The organism is Micromonospora globbae, assembly GCF_003610785.1.
GTDB classification, from domain to species: Bacteria; Actinomycetota; Actinomycetes; order Mycobacteriales; family Micromonosporaceae; genus Micromonospora; species Micromonospora globbae.
In genome coordinates, this window is the sequence record NZ_RAQQ01000003.1 from 15,477 (window position 1) to 39,272 (window position 23,796).

The following is a 23,796-nucleotide window of genomic DNA, read 5'->3' on the forward strand; positions in this document are numbered from 1 at the left end:
CGGGGAAGCGACGGGGCCTAGCGGACGGCGGGGGCGACCGTCAGGGTTCCGGCCGTGGCGTCGAGGGTCGCCTCGGTGCCGACGGGCACGGTGAGCTGGCCGACGCCGTGGCCGACGGGCAGGCCGCCGAGCACGGGGACGCCGAGGTCGCCGAGGCGTTCGGCGAGCACGTCGGCGACGGTGACCGCCCAGCCGTCCGCGCAGTCGGTGAACTGACCCACGGCGACCCCGGCCAGGCCGTCCAGCGCCCCGGCGCGGCGCAGCTGGGTGAGCATCCGGTCGACCTTGTACGGGGGTTCCTGCACGTCCTCGACGAGCAGGACCGCCCCGGTCAGGTCGGGCATGTCCGGGGTGCCGACCGAGGCGGCGACCAGGCACAGGTTGCCGCCGAGCAACCGGCCGGTGGCGCGGCCGGGGACGCGGACCGGGTAGGTCTCCTCCTCCGGCACGGCGGCCACGGTCACCGGCTCGGTGGTCATCAGGGCGGCGTGCAGCGACTCGGCGGACCGCAGCGGCGTCCGCTCGTCCGTCCACGCCGCGCCCGGGCCGTGCACCGTGGCCAGCCGGGCGCCGCGCCAGAGCGCCAACTGCAGGGCCGTGATGTCGGAGAAGCCCGCCACCACCTTCGGGTCCCGCCGCACCGCGGCCATGTCGAGGGCGTCGACGATCCGCTGCGCGCCGTAGCCGCCCCGGGTGCAGATCACCCCCCGGACCTCGGGGTCGGCGAAGGCCGCGTTCAGGTCGGCCGCCCGCAGATCGTCCGTGCCGGCCAGGTAGCCGTGCCGGGCGTACGCGTGCGGCGCGAGCACGGGACGCAGCCCCCAGCCGGTGAGCAGCTCGATGCCCCGGGCGACCCGCTCGGGACGGGTCGGGCCGGACGGGGACACGAGCATCACCGTGTCGCCGGGGCGCAGCGCCGGCGGGCGCAGTATCTCGTCGGTGATCACAGAGGGCGAGCCTAGTGCGGCCGGGGCGAGGGTGGTCGCGGGCGGCGGCCAACAGGGCGGCTGGTCGCGGGGCGAGCCGGCGGGCAGGCGAGCCGGTGGGCAGGAAGCGCGCCGCGTCCGGCCCCGTGGTCGCGGGCGGGAGCGAGCCGGTCCCGGCGTGTCAGCCGGGACCGGATAGCCTCGATGCCGTGGCAACCGCGCTGGTGATCGAGAACGACCCGACCGACGACCTGCGCCGGCTGGGCGAGTGGCTGACCGAGGCCGGCCTGGACCTGTGGGTCGTGCGCCCGTACGCCGGTGACGAGCTTCCCGCCGACCTGGAGGGCTACGTCGCGCTGGTGGTGCTCGGCGGCCCGCAGCAGGCGTACCCGCTGCCGGACGGCTCGCCCGGCGCGCCCTGGTTCCCCGCCCTGGAGGGCCTGCTGCGCAAGGCGGTCCGGCACCGGGTGCCCACGCTGGCGATCTGCCTCGGCGCGCAGCTGCTCGCCGCCGCGCACGCCGGCCAGGTCGAGCGCAGCCCGTCCGGGCCGGAGATCGGGCCCTCGGTGGTGGGCCGGCGGGACGCGGCCGAGCAGGACCCGCTGTTCCGGTACGTGCCGCTCATCCCGGACGTGCTCCAGTGGCACGCCGACGAGATCACCGAGCTGCCGCACGGGGCGACCCTGCTGGCCGCGTCCACCCGCTACCCCCACCAGGCGTTCCGGCTCGGCGACCGGGCCTGGGGGCTCCAGTTCCACATCGAGTGCGACACGGCCCAGATCGCCGAGTGGGCCACCGACTCGACGCTCCTCGCCGAGCTGGGCTACGAGCCCGAGCTGGTCGTCGCCGCCTGCAACGAGGTGATGGCCGACATCGAGGAGGTCTGGCAGCCGTTCGCCGCCCGGTTCGCGGCCCTCGCTCTGGGCGAGCTGGACGACAGCGGCCCGCGACACAGCCTGCCGTTGCTCGGGCACTGATGACCCGGCCGACCAGCGCCCCCGGCCGGCTCGCCCGGTACGGGTTCGGCACGACGCAGGGCGACGGCGGCGCCCGCGCGGCGGACCTGCTCGGCCCGGACGGGCTCGGCCTGTGGCGGCCGGACGGTCAGGAGCCGGTCGACGAGCGGGCGGGTGAGCTGCTCACCGCGCTGTCCCGGGCGGCCGACCCGGACCTGGCGCTGCGCCAGCTGCACCGCATCGTCGAGGCCGAACGCCGCGCGCACGGCGACGGCTCGGCGCTGCTCACCGAGCTGTCCGAGGACGCGGGACTGCGCCGGCGGCTGATCGCCGTGCTCGGCGCGTCCTCGGCGCTCGGCGACCACCTCGTGGCGAACCCGGACGACTGGACGGTGCTGCGCACCGCCCCGGACGGGCTCGCGCCGGCCGCCGAGGGGCGGCTGGAGCCGCTCGGCGACGGCAACCCGATCGCGGGGCTGCGGCGGGCGTACCGGCTGGCGCTGCTGGGGATCGCGGCCGCGGACCTGACCGGTGGCCGGGGGCTGGAACAGACGATGGCGGCGCTCTCCGCGCTGGCCGACGCGACGCTGCGGGCGGCGTACGGGATCGCCGTGGACGAGCTGCCGGAGGGCACGCCCCGGCCGCGGCTGGCCGTGGTGGCGATGGGCAAGTGCGGCGGCGACGAGCTGAACTACGTCTCCGACGTGGACGTCATCTTCGTGGCCGCCTCCGACGACGACCTGCCGGCCGCCACGACGGTGGCCACCCGGCTGATCCACGTCTGCGGGCTGGTCGCCTGGCCGGTGGACGCGGCGCTGCGGCCGGAGGGCAACCGGGGGCCGCTGGTGCGTACGCTCGCCAGCCACCTCGCGTACTACCGGCGCTGGGCCCGCACGTGGGAGTTCCAGGCGCTGCTCAAGGCCCGTCCGGCGGCCGGCGACCTCGCGCTGGGCCAGGAGTGGATCGACGAACTCGCCCCGCTGCTGTGGCGGGCCGCCGAGCGGCCCGAGGCGGTCGAGGACGTGCGCGCCATGCGCCGGAAGATCATCGACAACATCCCGCCGAAGGAGCTGGAGCGCGAGATCAAGCGCGGCCCCGGCGGGCTGCGCGACATCGAGTTCGCCGTCCAGCTGCTGCAACTGGTGCACGGCCGGGGCGACGAGTCGCTGCGCGTTCCGGGCACGATCCCGGCGCTGCGCGCGCTGGTCACCGGCGGCTACGTGGGCCGGGCCGACGGTGAGGCGTTGCTGCGCGGCTACCGGTTCCTGCGGGGGGTGGAGCACCGGCTCCAGTTGCAGGGGCTGCGCCGCACACACACCGTGCCGACGGACCCGGCCGCCCTGCGGTGGCTCGCCGCCGCCCTCGGCTACACGGCCACGCCGGGGCGCAGCGCCGTCGAGGAGTTCCGCGCCGAGTGGGTCACCCACGCCACCGAGGTACGCCGGCTGCACGCCAAGCTGCTGTACCGGCCGCTGCTGGAGGCGGTGGCCCGGGTGCCCGCCGACGGGCTGCGCCTCACCCCGGAGGCGGCCCGGCACCGCCTGGAGATCCTCGGTTTCGGCGACCCGGCCGGGGCGCTGCGGCACCTCCAGGCCCTCACCGGCGGGGTGAGCCGCACCGCGGCCATCCAGCGCACGCTGCTGCCGGTGCTGCTCAGCGAGTTCGCCGACGCCCCGGAGCCGGACCGGGGGCTGCTCAACTACCGGCAGGTCTCCGAGAAGCTCGGCAGCACACCGTGGTACCTGCGGCTGCTGCGCGACTCCGGCCCCGTGGCCCGCCGGCTCGCGCGGGTGCTCTCGTCCTCGCGGTACGCCGCCGACCTGCTCGCCCGGGAGCCGGAGGCGCTGCGGCTGCTGGCCGAGGAGCACGAGCTGACGCCCCGGCCCCGCGAGGTGCTGCACGAGGGCTTCACCGCGGCGGCGGCCCGGTACGCCGACCCGGTCGAGGCCATCCGGGCCGTCCGCGCGCTGCGCCGCCGGGAGCTGGTGCGCATCGCGTGCGCCGACGTGCTCTGCCGGGCCGGATCGCTCGCGCCGAGCGGCCCCGACGGCGCCGCCCTCACCGAGATCGCGGCGGTGGGCACCGCGCTGGCGGACGTCACCGACGCCACCCTGGCCGCCGCCCTGCACATCGCCCGGGCCACCCAGCCCACCCCGCCCGGGCTGCGCTTCGCCGTGATCGGCATGGGCCGGCTCGGCGGGTACGAGTCGAACTACCTCTCCGACGCCGACGTGCTCTTCGTCTACGACGCGCCGGCCGGGGACGAGAGCGCGGCCAGCGCCGCGGCGCACGCCGTCGCCGAGGAGCTGCGCCGGCTGCTCGGCATACCGGCGCCCGATCCGCCGCTCGGCGTCGACGCGGACCTGCGTCCCGAGGGGCGGCAGGGGCCGCTGGTGCGCAGCCTCGCCGCGTACGCGCAGTACTACGCGCGCTGGTCGCGGGTGTGGGAGGCGCAGGCGCTGCTGCGTGCCCGCTTCGTCTGCGGCGACGCCGACCTGGGCGCCGAGTTCGAGGCGCTGGTCGACCCGGTCCGCTACCCGGCCGACGGGCTGACCCGCGACCAGGTCGTGGAGATCCGCCGGATCAAGGCGCGGGTCGAGCACGAGCGGCTGCCCCGGGGCGCCGACCCCGCCACCCACACGAAGCTGGGTCGCGGCGGGCTCGCCGACGTCGAGTGGGCCGTGCAGCTGCTCCAGCTGCGCCACGGCGGGGCCGTGCCGGCGCTGCGGGGCACGCGTACGCTCGACGCGCTCGCCGCCGCCCGCGACGCCGGGCTGGTCGACGCGGCCGACGCCGCGGCCATGGCCGCCGGCTGGACGCTCGCCGCCCAGGTGCGCAACGCGCTCATGCTCGTCCGCGGCCGGGCCGGTGACCAGCTGCCCCGGCACGGGGTGGAGCTGGCCGGCGTGGTACGACTGCTCGGTGCCGACGACCCGGGACAGTTCCTCGACGACTACCTCCGCACCGCCCGCCGCTCGCGGGCGGCGATGGAGCGGGTCCTCGATGCTTGACGGCTACCAACAACCAACCGTGCGCTCTTGATGTGCCGTTCGCGCTAGTTCAGACGCAGTTTGCTGCAACGTCGCTCGTGATGGTTGTGGCCGCCGTGCTTCTTCGGGGCCCGTGTCCGTCGGTGCACGGCCCGGCGGGTCCAGTACAACTTGCTGGACCTGCAACTCCTCAACCCTTCCGGGGCCGGGACGAGCTCGCGTGCCAGCGTCAGCCGCCGAGGGCGTACGTGCCGGCGCCGGGGACGGTCACCGCCGTCCACTCGCCGTCGGCGCTGAGTGTCGCGCCCCCGCTCACCGACAGCCAGCGGTCGTACCGGACGCGCACCGGCACCCGGCCGGGGCCCGGCGCGCGGAAGGTCACCGAGGCGGCGTCCTGCCGGACCAGCTCACCGGGCGAGCCCACCAGCGGCGTCGGGTCGGCCACCGCGTAGAGCCGCCAGTGCGCCCCGGACCAGACCCGGGTGAGGTACGGGAGGCCCGCCTCGACCAGCTCTGCCTCCGCGCGGCCCACCCAGGACAGCTCGGCGTCGGGCACGGCCACGTACTGCACCGCGTTGTCGGCCAGCCAGGCGCGGTAGCTCGCCGGGGTGAGCGGGACGCCGGTGCCCGCCGCGCCCGGGACCGTGGTGAAGAAGAGCGGGTTGCGGGCGATGTCCGCCTGCCGCAGCCAGCCCCGGGCCAGCGGCACCTCGCCGCCGAGATGGGCCGCCTCCCAGTAGTTGCGGGTCGGCGGCACCTCCACCCGCCCGGCCAGCCCGCGCCGGGCCAGTTCCGCCCGCAGCGGCGCGAAGTACGCCGGGTCGGCGGCCGGGTCGTCGGCGCGCAGGTCGGCGGTGACCACCGGCGGCTGCCACCAACAGACGGCCGCGAGCAGCGCGGCCAGCCCGACAGCGCCGGCCGCCGGGCGAGGAGCCGGCAGCCACCCGGGGAGCCGGGCAGTGGCCGCCAGCACGGGCAGGGCGAACATCACCACCAGGCGGGTGGCATTCAGGCCGACCGGGGTGTGCACCAGGGCCGCGGCGAGCACCCCGGCCGCCGACAGCAGCGCGCCCACCCGAACCGGCCGGTGGGCCGCGAGCGCGGCCACCAGCAGGCTGGTGAGCACGGCGTGGACGGTGTCGGTGCGGCTGATGTTCATCCAGCCGCCCTCGCCGAAGAGCAGCCCGGTCACCGCGAGCGGCACGGCGGCCGGGACAGCGAGCAGCAGGCCGTCGGCGTACCGGCGGGTGAGCAGCAGCGCGGCACCGGCCAGGCCGACGAAGAGCCCGGCCACCGGGCTGGCCGCCGAGGCGAGCAGGGCCGCCGCGCCGGCCAGCGCGCCGCGCGGCCACCCGGGACGCCGGGCGGCGGGCAGGGTGAGGGCCAGCAGTGCCGCCAGGCCGAAGGCGACCCCGAGGGCGTACGTGACCCGGCCGGAGACCAGGTTGCTGGCGATCGTGAGCACTCCGAGCAGGCTGCCCAGCAGGGGGCGTGCCACCCGGGCGCGGACCAGCAGCGCGGCGAACGCGGTCGCCGAGGCGAGCAGCGCGAGCGCGCCGGTGGGCCGGACCCCGAGCAGGGTCATCAGCGGCGACGAGATCAGGCTGTAGCCCCACGGGTGGACGCCGCCGTACCAGCGCAGATCCACCAGGGCCGGCCCATGGTCGGCGAAGAAGTCGGCGCGGGCCACCTGCGCCGACAGGTCCGAACCCAGCGGCGGCAGGGTGACATACAGCACACCCAGGACGGACGCCGACGCGGCGGACACCGCCACCACCCGGCCACCCCGCATGCCCACCTCCCGTTCGCGCCCCACCGTACTGGCAGCATGGCGGGCGTGCCTCACCACCTCTCGCGCTGGCTCGGACTGGCCGGGTCGGTGCTGCTCGCCGCCGCCGCGTACCTCGGCGGCGCGCTGCCGCACGCCGACCTGCGCCCCACCCCCGTCAGCATCTGGCAGGGCCCGAACGGGCCGTTGATCATCGGCGTCTGGCTGGCCGGCACGGCTCTGCTGAGCTGGGCCTGGTGGTCGCTGCGTGACCGGGTGCCCTCGACCCGGTGGGCACTGGTCACCGTCGGGCTCTGGCTGCTGCCGCTGCTGTTCACGCCACCGCTGGGCAGCCGGGACGTCTACGCCTACGCGTGCCAGGGCGCCAGCTACGCGGCCGGGATCAACCCGTACGAGCAGGGCGTCTCGGCGCTGCCCTGCCCCTGGCTGGACAGCATCTCGTACATCTGGCGGGACACCCCCGCGCCGTACGGTCCGCTGTTCGTGATGATCGCCGGGGCGGTGGTCCGGGCCACCGGATCCCTCGTCGGCAGCATCGTGCTGTTCCGGCTGCTCGCGGTGGCCGGTATGGGGTTGGCCGCGGCCTGCCTGCCGGTGCTGGCCCGCCGCTGCGGCGTACCGGCCGGCCGGGCGGTCTGGCTGGCGCTGGGCGGCCCCGTGATCGGTGTGCACCTGATCTCCGGCGCGCACAACGACGCCATGATGGTGGGGCTGCTCGTCGCCGGGCTGGCGGTGGTCGCGGCACGGCCGGGGCGCGCCGGCCCGCTGCTGGCCAGCGGCGTACTGCTCGGGCTCGCCGGCGGGATCAAGGCGACCGCGCTGGTCGTGGTGCCGTTCGCGGCGCTGGCCGCCATCGCCGGCGGGTTCTCGATCCGGGCGCTGGTGCGCGACGGCGGCTGGGTGGTCGGCGGCGCGGTCGCCACGGTCGTGGGGGCGACGTTCGCCGCCGGCCTCGACTTCGGCTGGATCAGCGGCCTCGAACAGGGCAACCTCGTGGTCGCCTGGAGCTCGCCCACCACGGGCGTCGGGCAGACCGTCGACTACCTGGGGCGCCTGTTCGGGTGGCACAGCGACGCGCTGCCGGTCACCCGGGCCATCGGGATGGCGGCCCTGGCGATCCTGCTGGTCTGGCTCTGGTGGCGCGCCCGCACTCGGGACCCGCTCTGGCACGCCGGGCTGGCACTGGCCGCCACGGTGGCGCTCGCCCCGCTCTACCACCCCTGGTACTGGACCTGGCCGCTCGCGGTGCTCGCCGCCACCTCGCGGCGGCGCACCGGGTGGTTCGCGGCGGTCGCGCTGGCGTCGGCGTTCCTGGTGCTGCCGGACGGCACCGGCCTGCCCCGGTACACCAAGACGGTCGGGGCGCCGCTCATGACGCTGTTGGTGATCGTGGTGGTGGTCCGCTTGGTACGGTCGGCTCGGGCGGCCCGCCGGCCGGTCGCCGGGAACTGAGGAGGCGGCGCCGGTGACCGGACCCGGCGCCCGTCCGCACCCGGCCGAGGGGGGCCCGGTTTCGACGCCCCGGACACGGCACGCCGACCACCGGGCCCGCGCGGCGCGGTACGCCGGCCTCGCCGGCGCGGTGCTGCTCGCCATCGCCGGGTGGCTCGGCGGAGCACTGCCGTCCGCGCCGCTGTCCCGGGTCACCCCGGTCACCGTCTGGCAGGGCCGGCACGGGCCACTGGTGCTCGTCGCCTGGGCGCTCGGCACCCTGCTGATCGTCGGCGCCTGGTGGTCGCTGCGCCGGGGCGCCCCGTCGACCGGTTGGGCGTACCGCACCGCCGGGCTCTGGGCACTGCCGCTGCTCGCGACCGCCCCGCTCGGCAGCCGCGACGTCTACTCGTACGCGTGCCAGGGCTGGGCGTACGCGCACGGCGCCGACCCGTACGTGACCGGGGTCGCGGCGGCCGGCTGCCCGTGGGTGGACGCCGTCGCGCCGATCTGGCGGGACACCCCGGCCCCGTACGGGCCGCTGTTCGTGCTGCTGGCGGCGCTGGCGACGGTGCTGGGCGGTGGGCTGACCGGCACCGTCGTGCTGCTGCGGCTCTTCGCGCTCGCCGGGGTGCTGCTCGCCGCGCTCTGCCTGCCCGGGCTGGCGCGGGCCACCGGCGTGCCGACCCGGCGGGCGGCGTGGCTGCTGCTGGCCAGCCCGCTGGTCGGGGTGCACCTGCTGGCCGGCGCGCACAACGACGCGGTGATGCTCGGGCTGCTGCTGCTCGGGCTGCTGGTGCTGGTCCGCCTCCCGGGCCGGCCCGGCGCGCTGCTGGTCGCCGGCGCGCTGCTCGGGCTCGCGGTGGCCGTCAAGGCGAGCGCGGCCGTCGTGCTCCCGTACGCCGCGCTGGCGGCCGTGCACGGCCGCTACACCGTACGGGCGCTGCTGCGCGACGGCGGCTGGCTGGCCGCCGGGGTGCTCGCGGCGCTGGCCGGCGGCTCGCTCGCCTCCGGTCTCGGGCTCGGCTGGGTGCGCGGGCTGAGCCGCAGCGGCGACTCCGAGCAGTGGACCTCGCCACCGACCGCCGTGGGGTTCGTCGTCGACTACGCCGGCGGGCTCGCCGGCCGGAGCCCGGACGCCGTCCCGGTGGCCCGGGCCGTGGCGCTGCTCGTGCTGGCCGCGTTCCTCGTGGCGCTGTGGTGGCGGGCGTGGGGGACGCTGCGCCGGCTGGGTGACGCCCGGCAGCGGGTGGCCCGGCTGGCCGCCGCCCGGCCCCGGGTCGCGCTGCGCGCCGCCGGCCTGGCCCTGGCCGCGGCCGTGGTGCTCGCCCCGGTGTTCCACCCCTGGTACGCCACCTGGCCCCTGGCGCTGCTGGCCGTCACCGCGGCCGGACCGGGCGAGCGCAGGCCCCGCCTCGGGACGCGGACCACGTGGGCGGTGCTGCCGTGCGCGGTCGCCGCGCTCCTCGCGCTGCCCGACGGCACCAACCTGGCCCGGTTCACGAAGGCCCCCGGCGCGATCACGATGACCGCCCTCGCGCTGGCCCTGGCGGCCCTCCTGACCCGCGCCGCAACCCGCCGCCCCGACCCCCGCACCAACCCCGGTTGATCACCCCGCCGATCCCCGCACCAACCCCCGGTTGATCACCCCGCCGACCCCCGCACCGACCCCGGTTGATCATGAGGTTGGCGGGGCGATTGGAGATCGAAGACCCCGCCAACCTCATGATCGACGCACACGGGCGCGGCGCGCGGACCGTCCGAGGGCGGTCCCGGGTCAGCGGGGGTGCCGGGGCGCAGCGAGACGCGGCCCCCGGAGAGGGCGGCGACCTCGCGGATCAGGCCGTAGCCGTACATCGGCGCGGCGGCCAGCGCGATGAGGATGAGGAAGGTGGTTTCGCGCAGCGGTGTGTCCCCGGAACGGCGACCGGGCCGGCTCCGCGGGGTGCGGAACCGGCCCGGCCGGGATGGAGCGTGAGGCTCAGCAGTCGAAGTACATGGCGAACTCGTGCGGGGTCGGGCGCAGACGCACCGGGTCGACCTCGTTGGCCCGCTTCCACTCGATCCACGTCGAGATCAGGTCCGGCGTGAAGACGCCGCCCTCCAGCAGGTAGTCGTGGTCGCTCTCCAGCCGGTCGAGCACCTCCGGCAGCGAGCCCGGAACCTGCTTGACGTCGCCCCACTCCTCCGGCGGCAGGTCGTACAGGTCCTTGTCGATCGGCGCCGGCGGCTCGATCTTGTTGCGGATGCCGTCCAGGCCGGCCATCAGCATCGCCGAGAAGGCGAGGTAGACGTTCGCCGACGGGTCCGGGACCCGGAACTCGACGCGCTTGGCCTTCGGGTTGCTGCCGGTCACCGGAATGCGGGTGCAGGCGGAGCGGTTGCGCTGCGAGTACACCAGGTTGACCGGGGCCTCGAAGCCCGGCACGAGCCGGCGGTACGAGTTGACGGTCGGGTTGGTGAACGCCAGCAGCGACGGGGCGTGGTGCAGCAGGCCGCCGATGTACCAGCGGGCGGTGTCCGACAGGCCGGCGTAGCCGGTCTCGTCGTAGAACAGCGGCTCACCGTTGAGCCAGAGGCTCTGGTGGGTGTGCATGCCGGAGCCGTTGTCGCCGAACAGCGGCTTCGGCATGAAGGTGGCCGTCTTGCCGTTCGCCCACGCCTCGTTCTTCACGATGTACTTGAAGAGCTGGAGCTGGTCGCCGGCGTGCAGCAGGGTGGAGAACCTGTAGTTGATCTCGGCCTGGCCGGCGGTGCCCACCTCGTGGTGCGAGCGCTCCACGCTGAACCCGGCGTCGACCAGGCGACGGACGATCTTGTCGCGCAGGTCGGCGTAGTGGTCGACCGGAGGCACCGGGAAGTAGCCGCCCTTGTATGCGGTCTTGTAGCCGCGGTTGCCGCCCTCCTCGTCGCGGCCGGTGTTCCACCAGCCCTCGATCGAGTCGATGTAGTAGAACGACTGGTGCGGGGACGTCTCGTGCCGGATCGAGTCGAAGATGTAGAACTCCGCCTCGGGGCCGAAGTACGCGGTGTCGGCGATTCCGCTGGCCGCCAGGTAGGCCTCGGCCTTCTTCGCCACGTTCCGCGGGTCCCGCGAGTACGCCTCCCGGGTGAACGGGTCGTGGATGAAGAAGTTCAGCGCGAGGGTCTTCTGCGCGCGGAACGGGTCGATGAAGGCGGTGGCCACGTCGGGCAGCAGGAGCATGTCCGACTCGTGGATAGCCTGGAAGCCGCGGATCGACGAACCGTCGAACGCGAGGCCCTCGGTGAAGATGTCGTCGTCGACGGACTCGACCGGCAGGTTGAAGTGCTGCATCACGCCCGGCAGGTCACAGAAGCGTACGTCGACGAACTTCACGTCCTCGTTCTTGAGGTAGCGCAGAAGTTCCTCGGGGTTGGCGAACACACGTCCTCCTGGCACGTCCACTCGTTGTCTCAGTCTGCTGGCGACGCTATGGCCGGGCGGTTGCCCGGCCGTGTCTTGAGTGTTTCTGCCGTGTTACGTCCCTCGCGGAGCGTCATCGACGCTGCTCCTCTTCCCCGGGCCGGCGTGGGTACGGCGTCGGCCCGTGCCATTCTAATGATGAATGCTCCTATTGGTCCGAATTGGCGTGGAACGCTCGCGGCCGGCCGGGGCCCGGCCAGCCCCGCTGGTTACCCTTGACCGCTGTGACGAACCCCCGCGACCAGCACCCGGTGCCGCCCGCCGCCGACCCCTCGTTCACGCCGCCCAGCATCGGCCGGCGGTTCGGCGCGCTGCTCATCGACTGGATCCTCTGCCTGCTGCTGTCGCGGATCTTCGCCGACCCGGTCCGGGACGGCTGGGCCCCGGTGCTCGTGCTGATCCTCGAGTACGGCTTCTTCATCGGCCTCTTCGCCCAGACCCCGGGCATGTACATCACCCGCATCCGCTGCGTGCACTGGCTCGACGGCGGGCGGATCGGCGTACTGCGCGGCCTGCTGCGCGGCCTGCTCCTCGCCCTGGTCGTGCCGGCGCTCGTCATGGACACGCACCGCCGCGGCCTGCACGACCGCGCCGCCCACTCGGTAATCACCCCCGCGTAACCCGCCCCGCGTCCCCGCCCCGGGCCGTGCCCCGCGCCCTCGCGCCCCCGCGCGCCGTGCCCCGCCCCGTCCTCGGCGATCTTGCAGTTTCTGCCCCGACATAAGGGGCGGAAGTCGCAGAACGAGGGCCGAAAGTGCAAGATCGCTGGGCCTTGGGCCTTGGGGCTTGGGGCTTGGGGCTTGGGCCTTGGGGCTTGGGGCTTGGGCCTTGGGGCTTGGGGCTTGGGGCTTGGGGCTTGGGCGGCGGCGCGGCGCGGGGCGTGGGGCGGGGCGTGGGGCGGCGCGCCGTGCTGGCACGGCTCCGGTGCAGCAGTGCCTGGGTCACGGCTGCTGACAGCAGGAGGGCCGGACCCCTCGGGGTCCGGCCCTCCTGGCGTACGTGTGCGGGTCAGCGGCCCCGCATCTGGCGGAACGCGCTGCGCGGCGGCCGCATGTTCTTCGGGATCGCGCCCTTGGGCAGCTGCGGCCGGGCGCTGAGCGCCTTGAGCCGCTTGTCGAGCGCGTTGACGTCCTTGCCGCTGAGGGCGCGCGGCAGCCGCATGAGCGTCATCCGCAGCTTGCGGATCGGCAGCTCGCCCTCACCCTGGCCGATCACGTAGTCGTGCAGCGGCGCCGAGCCGATCACCTTGGCGAGCCGGCGCTTCTCCTGGCCGAGCAGGCCGCGGACCCGCTGCGGGTTGCCCTCGGCCAGCAGGATCACGCCCGGGCGGCCGACGACCAGGTGCACCATGTCCATCTGCGTGGTGGCGGTGACGGCCGGGGTCACCCGCCAGTCGCCCCGCATGCTCTCCATGATCTGGGCGGCCGCGCCGGGCTGCCCCTCGGCGGCGTTCATCATCGCCTTGTTGGAGCGCAGGTTCAGCACGATGAGCACCGCGAGCAGCGTGAACAGGATGCCCAGCGGCAGCCAGATCCAGCCCCAGAGGATCACCGCGACGACGGTCAGCGCGAGCGGGATCAGCACGGCGCCGGCGACCAGCGGCGCGAACCACCGGTCCTGCTTGGCGGTGAACTGGAACACCATGCCGATCTGCTTCAGCCGCTGGCCGAACGAGACCTTCTCCTGGGGCTTTGCCATGCGCCAGAGTCTAGTGGGCCGCGCGCACCCCGTTGATCCGTGGCCGGGCTGAGTACCTTACGGCCGCCGAGCCCTCCCGCCGGGTCGCGTAAGGAGGGGGCGACCGTCGAAGATCGGGCGGCGTACCCATGTCTCGCCGGCACCTTCGGGCGAAGAGTCGAGGTTGTCAGATGACCTCGACGAAACAGGAGTACGCCATGTTCGGCACCGACCCGGACTTCATCCTCTCCCTGCACCGTGCCCACGCCGCCGAGCTGCGGGCCGAGGCGGCGGCGGACCGGCTGGCCCGGTCACTGCCCCGCCGTGGCGCCCGCGGCTGGTTCGGCCGGCGCCACCAGGCGCGCGACGACGACCGCCGGTGACCGCGCCCGGGGCCGACCACGCCGGGTCGGCCGCACCCCCGGCCGGTCGCGCCGGGCAGGCCGCACCCTCGGCCGGTCGCGCCGGGTCGGCCGCACCCTCGGCCGGTCGCGCCGGGTCGGCCGTATCCTCGGCCGGTCGCGCCGGGTCGGCCGTATCCTCGGCCGGTCGCGCCGGGTCGGCCGCACCCCCGGCCGGTCGCGCCGGGTCGGCCGCACCCACGGCCGGTCCGGCGGGCGGCGGGTCCGCCGCCGGTCCCGGTCGTGGCATCCTCGAACCCGTGACCGTACGCGCCGCCAGCACCATCCTCGTCGGCCGCCAGACCGAGCTGTCGGCGCTCCGCGCGGCGCTGGCCCGCGCCCGCGGCGGGGAGCCGGGCACCGTCCTCGTCGGCGGTGAGGCCGGCGTGGGCAAGACCCGCCTGCTGGAGGAGTTCGGCGCCGTGGCCACCGCTCACGGCGCCCGGCTGCTCGTCGGCCAGTGCCTCGAACTGGGCGAGGCCGGCCTGCCGTTCGCGCCGTTCGCGTCGGCGCTGCGGGAGGTGCTGCGCCAGGACGGGCCGGGCGTCCTGGAGGGGTACGAGGCCGAGTTCGCGCGCCTGCTGCCGGAGCTGTCCCGGGTGCCGGCCGCCGTCGGGGCGCCGCTGCCCGTGTCCGTCTCCGACGCGCCGCGCGGCTACCTGTTCGACCTGGTCGCGGACCTGCTGCACCGGCTCGCCGCGGCGCGTCCGCTGGTGCTCGTCATCGAGGACCTGCACTGGGCCGACCGGTCGACCCGGGACCTGATCGGGTTCCTGGTGCGCAGCGGCCGCCCCGGCCAACTCCTGCTGGTCTGCACGTACCGCACCGACGAACTGCACCGCGGTCACCCGCTGCGCCCGTTCGTCGCCGAGCTGGACCGGGTGCGCGGCGTCGAACGGCTCGACCTCGGCCGCCTCGACCGGGACGGCACCGCCGCGATCCTCACCGACCTGCTCGGCGCCGAACCGTCGGCGCGGGCGGTCGACGACGTCCACGACCGTACGCAGGGCAACCCGTTCTTCATCGAGGAGCTGGTGGCCGCCGGTGACCCCGTCGGCTGCGCCGCGCTCCCGCAGACCCTCCGCGACCTGCTGCTGGCCCGGGTCGACCGGCTTCCGGACGCCGCCCAGCGGGTGCTGCGCATCGCCGCCGCCGGCGGCACCCGCTTCGCCCACGACCTGATCGCCGAGGCGAGCGGGCTGCCCGAGGCGGAGCTGGAGGACGCCCTGCGCGCCGCGGTGGCCGCGCAACTGGTCGTCGCCGATCCCGACGGGGGCTACGAGTTCCGGCACGCCCTCGTCCGGGAGGCGGTGCACGACGAGCTGCTGCCGGGCGAGCACGCGCGGCTGCACGCCCGGTTCGCCGCCGCCATCGAGGCGCAGCCGCGCCTGGTCGCCGCCGGCCGCGCGCCGGCGGAGATCGCCCACCACTGGTACGCCGCGCACGACCACCCCCGTGCCCTGGTGGCCGCCCGCGCGGCGGCGTGCGCGGCCGCCGACCGGTACGCGTACGCCGAGCAGAGCCGGCTCCTGGAACGGGTCCTCGAACTGTGGGAGCTGGTGCCCGACGCGGCCGACCGGCTGGGCATGGACCACCTCGCGCTGCTGGAGGAGACGGTGGCCGCCACCGTCACCGCCGGCGACTACCAGCGGGCCCTCACGCTCACCCGGGCCGCCCTGGCCGAGGTGGACGCCGACGCCGAGCCGCTGCGCGCCGCCCGGCTCCTCGACCGGCGGGCCCGGATGCTGGCCATGCTCGGCAAGGCGGACGGCGCCGTCGAGCTACGGGAGGCGTACCGGCTGGCCGGGCGGGTCCCGGACGACACCCTGCGGTTGCCGCTGCTCGCCGGGATCGCCGCCCAGCTCGCCCGGATCGACCCGGTCGACGGGACCCGGCTCGCGTCCGAGGTGCTGGCGACCGCGCAGGCGTCGGGCGTGGACCGGGCGCTGCTGCCCGTGCAGCTCACGGTGCTGGCCCGCCGACAGGGCTCCGCCGATCTGGGGCTCGCGGAGCTGCGTCGCGCCGAGCAGGTGGCGCGGGCCACCGGCGACGCGGAGAGCCTGGTCGTCGCGCTGGTCTACCTGTCCGACGTCCTCTACGAGCTGGGCCGGTACGCCGAGTCGGCGCAGGCCGCCGCGGACGGTGTCAGCGAGGCGCGACGGTTCGGGATCAGCCGTTCCACCGGCGCCTACCTGCTCTCCAACCAGGCCGAGGCGCTGCTCGCCCTCGGCCGCTGGGCGGAGGCGGAGGAGACCTGCGCGGAGGCGGCCCGGCTCGACCCGCCGGGGGTCTCCGGACTGCACTGGCTGCAGTTGCGGGCCGGGCAGCGGCTGGCGCAGGGACACCCGGGTGCCGACGAGGCGGTCGGCCGGGCCCTCAGCTACCTGAGCCGGCCGTACCTGCACCCGCACCAGCGGCTGCCGCTGCGGGAGCTGCAACTGGAGGCGGCCCTGGTCGCCGGTGACCGGGACGAGGCCGCGCGCGCGGCCGAGGCGGCGCTCGCCGACCCGGCCGTGCCCGAGTGCCCCCGGTACGCCTGGCCGGTGCTCACGGCGCTGTCCCGCACCGCCGCGGACACGGCGGACGCGCCGCTGGCGGCCCGGGTCGCGGCGCTCGCGGCCACCGTGCCGGCGCGGTTCCCGGCCGAGCGGGCGCACGCCGCCGAGGTCGCCGCCACGGTGGCCCCCGGTACGGATCGGCTGGCCGCGTGGCGTCGGGCGGTCAGCGCCCGGCGGGCGGACGGCCAGCCCTGGCTCCTCGGCCGGGCGCTGCTCGCGCTGGCCGAGGCCGCCGCCGCGGCCGGCGAGCGGGACGAGGCGTCCGCGGCGATCGAGGAGGCGACCCGGATCGCCGGCGGCCTCGGCACCCCGCGACTGGCCGCGCAGGCCGCCACCCTGGCCCGCCGCGTCGGCCTGCGCGGCGCCGCCGGGGGCCGCCCCGGCGCCGACCTGCTCACCGAGCGGGAGCGGGAGGTGCTGCGGCTGGTGGCGGAGGGGCACAGCAACAGCCGGATCGCCGAGGCGCTCTTCATCTCGCCGAAGACCGCGAGCGTGCACGTGTCGCGGATCATCGCGAAGCTCGACGTGAGCAACCGGGTCGAGGCCGCCGCCCTGGCCCACCGCCTCGGCCTGCTCGGCGACCCGGCCGCCCGCTGACCTGACGCCCGCGCGGCCACCTGCCGTGGGGCTGCCACGTCGACCGGTGCGCCCCGGCCGGAGGCGTCACCGCGGCAGGTAGATCCGCCAGCCGTCGACGTCGACCGGGCGGAGGCCGCCGGCGCGCACCCGCTCGTCCAGCCGCGCCGCCAGCGGCGAGCCCGTCGGGGCCACCCACGCCGGTGCCGGCGCGGCCGCCACCGCCCGGCGGTAGGGGGCGTACCGGTCGAACCCGGGGCGCAGGTCGTCGCGCACCACGGCGCAGACGACGTCCTCGCCGCTCGCGAAGGTGAGCCGGTTGCACGTCCAGTAGCCGCCGTAGACGTGTCGTACGCCCAGGTCGCGCAGCGTGTCGACGAGCACGGCGTGCCGGGCCTCGGCGGCCCGGGCGGCGGGGGCCGCGGCGGCCGCCCGGTACGTCGCCCAGCCGGCGCTCGCCGCGGTCGCGGCGAGCACGGCCGCCGCCACGGCGGCGAGTGCGTGGCGCGCGGAACGTCGCCCGCCCGGCCGCGCCGCCGCGCCCGTGCCACCCTCGCGGGAGTCGTGCCCGCGCCGCGAGAGCAGGTCGCGGGCGGCCCGCCACAGCGGCCAGAGCAGCGCCGGCAGCGAGACGAGCAGGCAGGACAGGTAGCGCGAACTCTCCACCGGGGTCCGGCCCGCGGCGCTGCTCAGCGCGTACGCGGCGAGGGTGGCCGCCGCGGCCGCCAGCAGGGCGAGCCGCAGCGCGGCGGCCACCCGCGGGCCCGACCCGGCGGGGCCGTGCGGCACCCGCCCGGCGGCGGCGTGCCGCGCCCGCCCGCCGGGAACTTGATCGGCGGCGGGCGGCACGGCGGGAACGGGATCGACGTGCCGCGCACCTCCGGCGGAAGCAGGATCGGCGGCGGCGTGCCGCGCCCCTCGGGCGGGGGCGGTCGGGGCCCGCAGCGCACGCCAGGCCGTGACCGCGCCGACGACGAGCAGCACGGGCAGCGCGAACGCCCACCAGAGCTGCCACGGGGCGCAGTGGCTCGGCGCGCAGAAGCCCATGCCGAGTGGAGGGCCGACCAGCAGGCCGCCGTGCAGTCGCTCCGGCCAGCCGGCGGGCTCGCCGGCGCCCCCCGCCGCGGCGAACACGGCGGTCAGCGGGTTGCGGCCGGTCAGCAGGCTGTTGACGAGCAGCGGGGCGGCGCCCACGAGGGCCGCGACGCCGAGCAGCGCGCCGGCCCGGCCGCGCAGTTCGTGTCGGCGGAACGCGACCAGCACCGCCCCGGTGGCCGCCACGTACGGCAGGACGAGCGGGTCCACCCAGATCATCAGGCCGGCGAGGAGGCCCCAGGCCGCCCAGCGGGCCAGGCGGCGGCCCGGCCGGCCGGCCGCCAGGTCGTACGCGAGCACGGCGAGGGCCACCCCGGCGGCGTTCATCTCGGGGTAGCCGCCGCCCGCGATGAGCTGGTTCTTCACGATCCGGTCGGAGCCGAACGCGAGCAGCACCGCGACGAGCAGCGCGAACCACCGGTCGCCGGTCAGCCGGAGCGTGAGCCGCCAGGCGAGCAGCGCGAAGACCGCGTACAGCGCCAGCGTGACCAGGCGCAGCCCGAACACCGACGGCCCGGTGAGCGCGAGCACGGGGGCGGCCAGCCACGCCTCCAGCGTCCCCATGTACGCCTGCCCGTAGAACCAGACGGGGAACTCCTGGCCACGGCCGATGTGCAGCGCGGCCAGCCCCATGATGGCCTCGTCGCTGTTCGTCGGCGGGGCGTCCCAGGCCAGCAGGGCGAGTCGGTAGCCGATCCCGCCGAGCACCGCGAGGACGGTGAGCACGCCGACCGGCCGGGCCCACCGGGGACGCGGCGGCACGCCCCGCGCGTCGCGGGGCTCCTCGCGTACGCCGGCCGTCATGGCCCGATCATGACACCCGCGGGCGGGCGGGCCGCGCACCGGCGCCGGATCGGTCGGCGCCGGTGCCGCGGTGGATCAGCGGGCGGTGGCGACGGCGCTGCTGTCGCGGGCGGCGAGCGCCTGCTGGTAGAGCCGGCCCGCGCGGTACGACGAGCGCACCAGCGGCCCGCTCATCACCCCGGCGAAGCCGATCTGCTCGGCCTCCTCGCGCAGCTCCACGAACTCCTCCGGCTTCACCCACCGCTCGACGGGGTGGTGCCGGGGGCTCGGACGCAGGTACTGGGTGATGGTCACCAGCTCGCACCCGGCGTCGTGCAGGTCGCGCAGCGCCTGGGAGACCTCGGCCCGCTCCTCGCCCATGCCGAGGATGAGGTTGCTCTTGGTGACCAGGCCGGCGGCGCGCGCCTGGCGGATCACGTCGAGCGACCGCTCGTAGCGGAACGCCGGCCGGATCCGCTTGAAGATCCGCGGCACGGTCTCGACGTTGTGCGCGAGCACCTCGGGGCGGGAGCCGAACACCTCGGCGAGCTGCTCGGGGACCGCGTTGAAGTCGGGGATCAGCAGCTCCACCCCGCAGCCGGGCTGGAGCGCGTGGATCTGCCGGACGGTCTCGGCGTAGAGCCAGGCGCCGCCGTCGGGGAGGTCGTCGCGGGCCACGCCCGTCACGGTGGCGTAGCGCAGGCCCATCGACACGACCGACTCGGCGACGCGGCGCGGCTCGTCGGCGTCGAACTCGGCCGGCTTGCCGGTGTCGATCTGGCAGAAGTCGCAGCGGCGGGTGCACTGGTCACCGCCGATGAGGAAGGTGGCCTCCCGGTCCTCCCAGCACTCGTAGATGTTGGGACAGCCGGCCTCCTGGCAGACGGTGTGCAGCCCCTCCCGCGAGACGAGCCCGCGCAGCTGGGTGTACTCCGGCCCCATCTTGGCCTTGACCTTGATCCACGGTGGCTTGCGCTCGATCGGCGTCTCGGCGTTGCGGGCCTCGATCCGCAGCATGCGCCGCCCCTCGGGGGCGGGCGTCGCGGTACGCGCGGCCTGGCCGGTCGTCGGCGCGGAGTGCTCGATCGTCACGAAACCGAGCCTACGCCCGACGGTGCCTGTCGATGTACCTCGGGCGACCGGCGTCACGTCCGGGAGCCTGTGACGCCGCACACCGGCTCGGGGTGAAAATCCGTCACAACCTGAGGGGAGCTGCTGCTAGGGTCTCCCGCAACTGCGACGACGGAGCCGAGTAGCGGCCCGACCCGCCAGTGCAGAGAGCCGCCGATGTGCTGGGAGGCGGTCTGGCGACGGGCCCGCGAAGACCCTCCCGAGCAGCGGGAAGAACGGCGCGCCCGAACGGCCGCGTCCAGTAGAGCCCGCCGGCTGGCCCACGTCACGGGCGACGAACGAGGCCCCCGCCCGCGCGGGGGTGAAGGTGTGGTGGCACCGCGAGGTTCCCGCTCGCCCACACCTCCCTGGGATCGCGTTGCGACCGAACAGGAGGTGTCCGCCATGCAACGCGTCCTCTCCGCCCAGCTCCCCGCCCACGTCGGCGGGACCGTCCGGATCGCCGGCTGGGTGCACCGCCGCCGCCTGCTCAAGTCGGTGGCCTTCCTCGTCGTGCGGGACGCCGCCGGCCTGGCGCAGGTGGTGGTCACCGACCCGGCGGTCCGCGCCGGTATCGAGGAGTTGACCGAGGAGACCGTCGTCGAGGTGACGGCCACGGTGGTCGCGAACCCGGCGGCGCCCGCCGGGGTCGAGCTGACCGCCCCGGTCGTACGACCGCTCGGCCCGCCCGCGGTGCCGCCCCCGTTCGACCTGTACCGGCCGGCGCTCACCGCGAGCCTGCCCACCCAGCTCGACCACGCGCCGGTCGCCCTGCGCCACCGGACACGGTCGGCGGCGCTGCGCATCTCGGCGGCGGCCGTCGGCGGCTTCCGGGCCACGCTGGACGCCGCCGGCTTCGTCGAGATCCACACGCCGAAGGTGGTCAGTTCGTCCACCGAGTCCGGGGCGAACGTCTTCGCGCTGGACTGGTTCGGGCGGCCGGCGTACCTGGCGCAGTCACCGCAGTTCTACAAGCAGCTGATGGTCGGCGTGTTCGAGCGCGTCTACGAGGTGGGGCCCGTCTTCCGGGCCGAGCCGCACGACACCGCCCGGCACCTGGCCCAGTACACCTCGCTCGACGTCGAGTTGGGCTTCGTCGCCGACCACCGGGACGTGATGCGGGTGCTACGGGACGTCCTCGCCGGGATGCTCGCGGCCGTGGCGGACCGGGCCGCCGGCACGGTGGCCACGCTGGGGATCACGCTGCCGGCCGTTCCGGCGCGGATCCCGGCCGTCGACTTCACCGAGGCGCTGGCGATCGCCGGCGCCCCCACCGACGAGCCGGACCTCGCCCCGGCGCACGAGCGCGCGCTGGGGGAGTGGGCCCGCCGCGAGCACGGCTCGGACTTCCTCTTCGTCACCGGGTACCCGATGGCGAAGCGCCCGTTCTACACCCACCCGGACCCGGAGCGGCCCGCGTACAGCAACGGGTTCGACCTGCTGTTCCGCGGCGTCGAGCTGGTCACCGGCGGGCAGCGGCTGCACCGGCACGCCGACTACCTGGCGGCGCTGGCCGCGCGGGGCGAGCCCGTCGCGCCGTACGCCGGCTACCTCGACGCGTTCCGGCACGGCATGCCGCCGCACGGCGGGTTCGCCATCGGTCTGGAACGGTTCGTCGCCCGGCTGACCGGGGCGGCCAACGTCCGCGAGGTCACGGCCTTCCCGCGCGACCTGCACCGCCTGGCGCCCTGACGACCGGCGCACCGGGGGCGACGGCCTCCGGTGCGACACGCGGCCGGGCGCGGGTGAGCGCGCCCGGCGTGCGGGTACCCCGCCCCGGGCGACGGGCGGGGGTGACGGACGGGATGGGCGAGCGGACGCGGACGGCGCTGCGCGGCCTCCTGTCCGTCCGTCCGGTGCCGGGCGCACACCGGGTCGCGCTGCGGGCCGGGATCAGCGTCGGCGTCCCGCTGCTCACCGTGCTGGCGCTCGGCCGCCCGGGCTGGTCGGTGTACGCGGCCTTCGGTGCGTTCACCTCCCTGTACGGGCGCAACCACGTGCACCTGTCGCGGGCGGTCATGCAGGTGAGCGCCGGAGCGGCGCTCACCTGCTCGGTCGTGGTGGGCGTGCTCGTCGGGTCGCTGGAGGCGCGGGCGTGGGTCGCCGTGCCGGTGGCCGCGGCCGTCGCGGCGCTCGGCGCGCTGCTGGCCGCTACGCAGGACTGGCACCCGCCGGGGCCGCTGTTCCTCGTCTTCGCGTTCGGGGCCGTCGCGTCGGCCCCGCGCACGGTCGCGGACGTGCCGGTGGCCGCCACCGTGGCGGGGCTCAGTGCGCTGTTCGCGCTGGTGGTCGGCAACGTGGGCAGCGTCCTCTCCCGCCGGCGGAGCCGGCCGGCCCGGCTCGCGCACGTGTGGACGTGGCAACCGGTGCGCTACGCCCTCGCCGTGGTGCTGGCCGGCGGCGTGGCGACGGCGGCGGGGATCGGCCACCCGTACTGGGCGATGGTGGCGGCGGTGGCCCCACTGAGCGCCGTGGGTGTGACCGCCCAGCTCGTCCGCGCCGCGCACCGCGCCCTCGGCACGCTGCTCGGGCTGCTGACCAGCGCGGCGCTGCTGGCGCCGCACCTGTCGCCGTACGCCACGGTGCTCGTCGTCGCGGGACTCCAGATCGTCACGGAGCTGCTCGTCGGGCGGAACTACGGGCTGGCCCTGCTGTTCGTCACACCGATGGCGCTGCTCATGGGGCAGCTCGCGGTGGCCCGGCCGCCGGGGGAGCTGCTCTTCGACCGGGGGGTGGAGACGGTGATCGGGGCGGCCGTCGGCGGCGCCATCGTGCTCGCGGAACCGTGGCTGCGGCGGCGGAGCCCCACCGGCGCGCGGACACCGGAGCGCTGACGCCGGTCAGGCGGGGCCGAGAGGCCGGGTCGAGCGGTCCGGCCGGGTCGAGCGGTCAGGCGGGGCCGAGAGGCCGGGTCGAGCGGTCCGGCCGGGTCGAGCGGTCAGGCGGGGCCGAGGAGATCCCAGCGGTTGCCGGCGATGTCGCGGAAGACCGCCACCCGGCCGTACGGTTCGGTGCGCGGCGGCCGTACGAACTCGACCTTCGCGTCGACCATCCGCCGGTAGGTGGCGTCGAAGTCGTCCACCTGGAGGAAGAAGCCGACCCGGCCGGCGGTCTGGTCGCCGACCACGGCCTCCTGCCGCTCCCCGTCGGCGCGGGCCAGCAGCAGGCCCGTGCCGCCGCCCGGCGGGCGGACGACCACCCAGCGCTTCGGCCGGCCGTCGTTGGTGAGCGACGGGGAGTCCTCCACGAGCTCGAACCCGAGCACCTCGGTGAAGAACGTGATCGCCGGGTCGTACTCGGCGACGACCAGGGTGACGAGATCGATCCGCACCGGGCGAGGGTACGCGATCAGGCTGCCGGCTCGGCCGGCGCCGGGGCGGGGCTGCCGGCCTGCCCTCGCCTCAGACCTGCACGAGGGTGGGCAGGTGGCGCTCCACCACCGGCAGCACGTCGGCCACGGTGACCGGGCGGCCCAGCTCGGCCGTGAGCGAGGTGGTGCCCGCGTCCCGGATGCCGCACGGCACGATCCGGTCGAAGTACGCGAGGTCGCAGTCGCAGTTGATGGCGAAGCCGTGCAGGGTCACCCCGCGGGCGACGCGGATGCCGATGGCGGCGACCTTGCGGGCGGGGCCCCGGTCGTCCTCGGGCACCCAGACCCCGCTGCGTCCCTCGACCCGGCCCGCGGTCAGGCCGAACTCGGCGCAGACGTCGATGAGCATCTGCTCGGTGCGCCGCACGTACGCGACCACGTCCACCGGGTCGGGGAGCCGCACGATCGGGTAACCGACGAGCTGGCCCGGCCCGTGCCAGGTGATCTTGCCGCCCCGGTCGACGTCGACGACCGGGGTGCCGTCCATGGGCCGGTCCCACGGTTCGGTGCGCTTGCCGGCCGTGTAGACGCTCGGGTGCTCCAGCAGCAGGACCGTGTCGCCCTGCTCGCCGGCCACCACCCGCTCGTGCAGGCGGCGCTGCTCGTCCCAGGCGGCCTGGTAGTCGAGGACACCGGCGCGGACGGCCGTGAGGCCGGAGGTCGTCGTGCTCACGCCGTTCAGCGTAGAC

17 protein-coding genes and 1 pseudogene are annotated in these 23,796 nt (G+C 76.0%); 9 read left to right on the forward strand and 9 right to left on the reverse strand.

From position 1 onward, the window contains the following. Positions 1 to 17: 17 nt before the first annotated feature. Positions 18 to 947: a S66 peptidase family protein gene (locus D7I43_RS04510; RefSeq protein ID WP_120327117.1), complete on the reverse strand. Its 930-nt coding sequence runs from the start codon at positions 945 to 947 to the stop codon at positions 18 to 20. A gap of 188 nt (positions 948 to 1,135) precedes the next feature. Between D7I43_RS04510 and D7I43_RS04515 the strand changes: the two genes are divergently transcribed. Together D7I43_RS04515 and D7I43_RS04520 are read left to right on the forward strand one after the other, a co-directional pair. Beyond that, entirely contained in the window at positions 1,136 to 1,903 is a 768-nt protein-coding gene (locus D7I43_RS04515; RefSeq protein ID WP_120327118.1) for a type 1 glutamine amidotransferase, read from the forward strand. Beyond that, complete coding sequence (locus D7I43_RS04520; protein WP_120327119.1) at positions 1,903 to 4,893, forward strand: bifunctional [glutamine synthetase] adenylyltransferase/[glutamine synthetase]-adenylyl-L-tyrosine phosphorylase; 2,991 nt, start codon at positions 1,903 to 1,905, stop codon at positions 4,891 to 4,893. Before D7I43_RS04515 ends, D7I43_RS04520 begins: the two co-directional genes overlap by 1 nt. A 208-nt stretch (positions 4,894 to 5,101) precedes the next feature. Here D7I43_RS04520 and D7I43_RS04525 read toward each other — a convergent pair whose 3' ends face one another. Continuing rightward, entirely contained in the window at positions 5,102 to 6,664 is a 1,563-nt protein-coding gene (locus tag D7I43_RS04525) for a hypothetical protein (RefSeq protein WP_120327402.1), read from the reverse strand. A 45-nt stretch (positions 6,665 to 6,709) separates the two neighbouring features. Between D7I43_RS04525 and mptB (D7I43_RS04530) the strand changes: the two genes are divergently transcribed. Continuing rightward, positions 6,710 to 8,113: a polyprenol phosphomannose-dependent alpha 1,6 mannosyltransferase MptB gene (gene mptB, locus D7I43_RS04530; RefSeq protein ID WP_192902066.1), complete on the forward strand. Its 1,404-nt coding sequence runs from the start codon at positions 6,710 to 6,712 to the stop codon at positions 8,111 to 8,113. Between the two features lie 13 nt (positions 8,114 to 8,126). Beyond that, positions 8,127 to 9,701, forward strand: a complete 1,575-nt coding sequence (gene mptB, locus D7I43_RS04535; RefSeq protein ID WP_192902067.1) for a polyprenol phosphomannose-dependent alpha 1,6 mannosyltransferase MptB — start codon at positions 8,127 to 8,129, stop codon at positions 9,699 to 9,701. Positions 9,702 to 9,877: 176 nt separating this feature from the next. On the opposite strand, the pseudogene D7I43_RS33450 reads toward mptB (D7I43_RS04535), so the two are convergent. Both D7I43_RS33450 and glnA read right to left on the reverse strand, forming a co-directional pair. Then, a pseudogene (locus D7I43_RS33450) lies at positions 9,878 to 9,997 on the reverse strand (PadR family transcriptional regulator); the annotation flags it as partial. Between the two features lie 76 nt (positions 9,998 to 10,073). Then, positions 10,074 to 11,498 carry a type I glutamate--ammonia ligase gene (glnA, locus tag D7I43_RS04545; RefSeq protein ID WP_120327121.1) on the reverse strand — a complete coding sequence of 475 codons (1,425 nt, stop codon included), beginning with the start codon at positions 11,496 to 11,498 and terminating at the stop codon, positions 10,074 to 10,076. Positions 11,499 to 11,761: 263 nt separating this feature from the next. On the opposite strand from glnA, the gene D7I43_RS04550 reads away from it, so the two are divergent. Then, positions 11,762 to 12,157 (forward strand): RDD family protein, encoded by a 396-nt coding sequence (locus D7I43_RS04550; RefSeq protein ID WP_192902068.1) that lies wholly within the window; start codon positions 11,762 to 11,764, stop codon positions 12,155 to 12,157. A gap of 388 nt (positions 12,158 to 12,545) precedes the next feature. On the opposite strand, the gene D7I43_RS04560 is transcribed toward D7I43_RS04550, so the two are convergent. After that, positions 12,546 to 13,235, reverse strand: a complete 690-nt coding sequence (locus tag D7I43_RS04560) for a DUF4191 domain-containing protein (RefSeq protein WP_120327124.1) — start codon at positions 13,233 to 13,235, stop codon at positions 12,546 to 12,548. A 170-nt stretch (positions 13,236 to 13,405) separates the two neighbouring features. On the opposite strand from D7I43_RS04560, the gene D7I43_RS04565 reads away from it, so the two are divergent. Both D7I43_RS04565 and D7I43_RS04570 read left to right on the forward strand, forming a co-directional pair. Then, positions 13,406 to 13,597, forward strand: a complete 192-nt coding sequence (locus D7I43_RS04565; RefSeq protein WP_120327125.1) for a hypothetical protein — start codon at positions 13,406 to 13,408, stop codon at positions 13,595 to 13,597. A gap of 278 nt (positions 13,598 to 13,875) precedes the next feature. Beyond that, positions 13,876 to 16,770 (forward strand): ATP-binding protein, encoded by a 2,895-nt coding sequence (locus tag D7I43_RS04570; protein WP_240032796.1) that lies wholly within the window; start codon positions 13,876 to 13,878, stop codon positions 16,768 to 16,770. Positions 16,771 to 16,836: 66 nt separating this feature from the next. Here D7I43_RS04570 and D7I43_RS04575 read toward each other — a convergent pair whose 3' ends face one another. Then, positions 16,837 to 18,648 (reverse strand): ArnT family glycosyltransferase, encoded by a 1,812-nt coding sequence (locus D7I43_RS04575; protein WP_120327126.1) that lies wholly within the window; start codon positions 18,646 to 18,648, stop codon positions 16,837 to 16,839. A gap of 75 nt (positions 18,649 to 18,723) precedes the next feature. Further along, complete coding sequence (gene lipA / locus D7I43_RS04580) at positions 18,724 to 19,776, reverse strand: lipoyl synthase (RefSeq protein WP_120327127.1); 1,053 nt, start codon at positions 19,774 to 19,776, stop codon at positions 18,724 to 18,726. 366 nt (positions 19,777 to 20,142) lie between these two features. Between lipA and aspS the strand changes: the two genes are divergently transcribed. After that, complete coding sequence (gene aspS / locus D7I43_RS04585) at positions 20,143 to 21,429, forward strand: aspartate--tRNA(Asn) ligase (RefSeq protein ID WP_120327128.1); 1,287 nt, start codon at positions 20,143 to 20,145, stop codon at positions 21,427 to 21,429. Positions 21,430 to 21,542: 113 nt separating this feature from the next. Continuing rightward, positions 21,543 to 22,571: an FUSC family protein gene (locus D7I43_RS04590; RefSeq protein WP_120327129.1), complete on the forward strand. Its 1,029-nt coding sequence runs from the start codon at positions 21,543 to 21,545 to the stop codon at positions 22,569 to 22,571. A 104-nt stretch (positions 22,572 to 22,675) separates the two neighbouring features. Here the strand turns inward: D7I43_RS04590 and D7I43_RS04595 are convergent, their stop codons facing one another. Together D7I43_RS04595 and lipB are read right to left on the reverse strand one after the other, a co-directional pair. After that, positions 22,676 to 23,068 carry a VOC family protein gene (locus tag D7I43_RS04595; RefSeq protein WP_120327130.1) on the reverse strand — a complete coding sequence of 131 codons (393 nt, stop codon included), beginning with the start codon at positions 23,066 to 23,068 and terminating at the stop codon, positions 22,676 to 22,678. 70 nt (positions 23,069 to 23,138) lie between these two features. Continuing rightward, positions 23,139 to 23,780: a lipoyl(octanoyl) transferase LipB gene (gene lipB / locus D7I43_RS04600; RefSeq protein ID WP_120327131.1), complete on the reverse strand. Its 642-nt coding sequence runs from the start codon at positions 23,778 to 23,780 to the stop codon at positions 23,139 to 23,141. Positions 23,781 to 23,796: the final 16 nt, after the last annotated feature.

Coding starts and splice junctions, on each gene's coding strand:
- D7I43_RS04520 (WP_120327119.1), top strand. CDS start 1,903: ATGACCCGGCCGACCAGCGCCCCCGGCCGGCTCGCCCGGTACGGGTTC.
- D7I43_RS04525 (WP_120327402.1), bottom strand. CDS start 6,664: ATGCGGGGTGGCCGGGTGGTGGCGGTGTCCGCCGCGTCGGCGTCCGTC.
- D7I43_RS04560 (WP_120327124.1), bottom strand. CDS start 13,235: ATGGCAAAGCCCCAGGAGAAGGTCTCGTTCGGCCAGCGGCTGAAGCAG.
- D7I43_RS04565 (WP_120327125.1), top strand. CDS start 13,406: ATGACCTCGACGAAACAGGAGTACGCCATGTTCGGCACCGACCCGGAC.
- D7I43_RS04575 (WP_120327126.1), bottom strand. CDS start 18,648: ATGACGGCCGGCGTACGCGAGGAGCCCCGCGACGCGCGGGGCGTGCCG.
- aspS (WP_120327128.1), top strand. CDS start 20,143: ATGCAACGCGTCCTCTCCGCCCAGCTCCCCGCCCACGTCGGCGGGACC.
- D7I43_RS04590 (WP_120327129.1), top strand. CDS start 21,543: ATGGGCGAGCGGACGCGGACGGCGCTGCGCGGCCTCCTGTCCGTCCGT.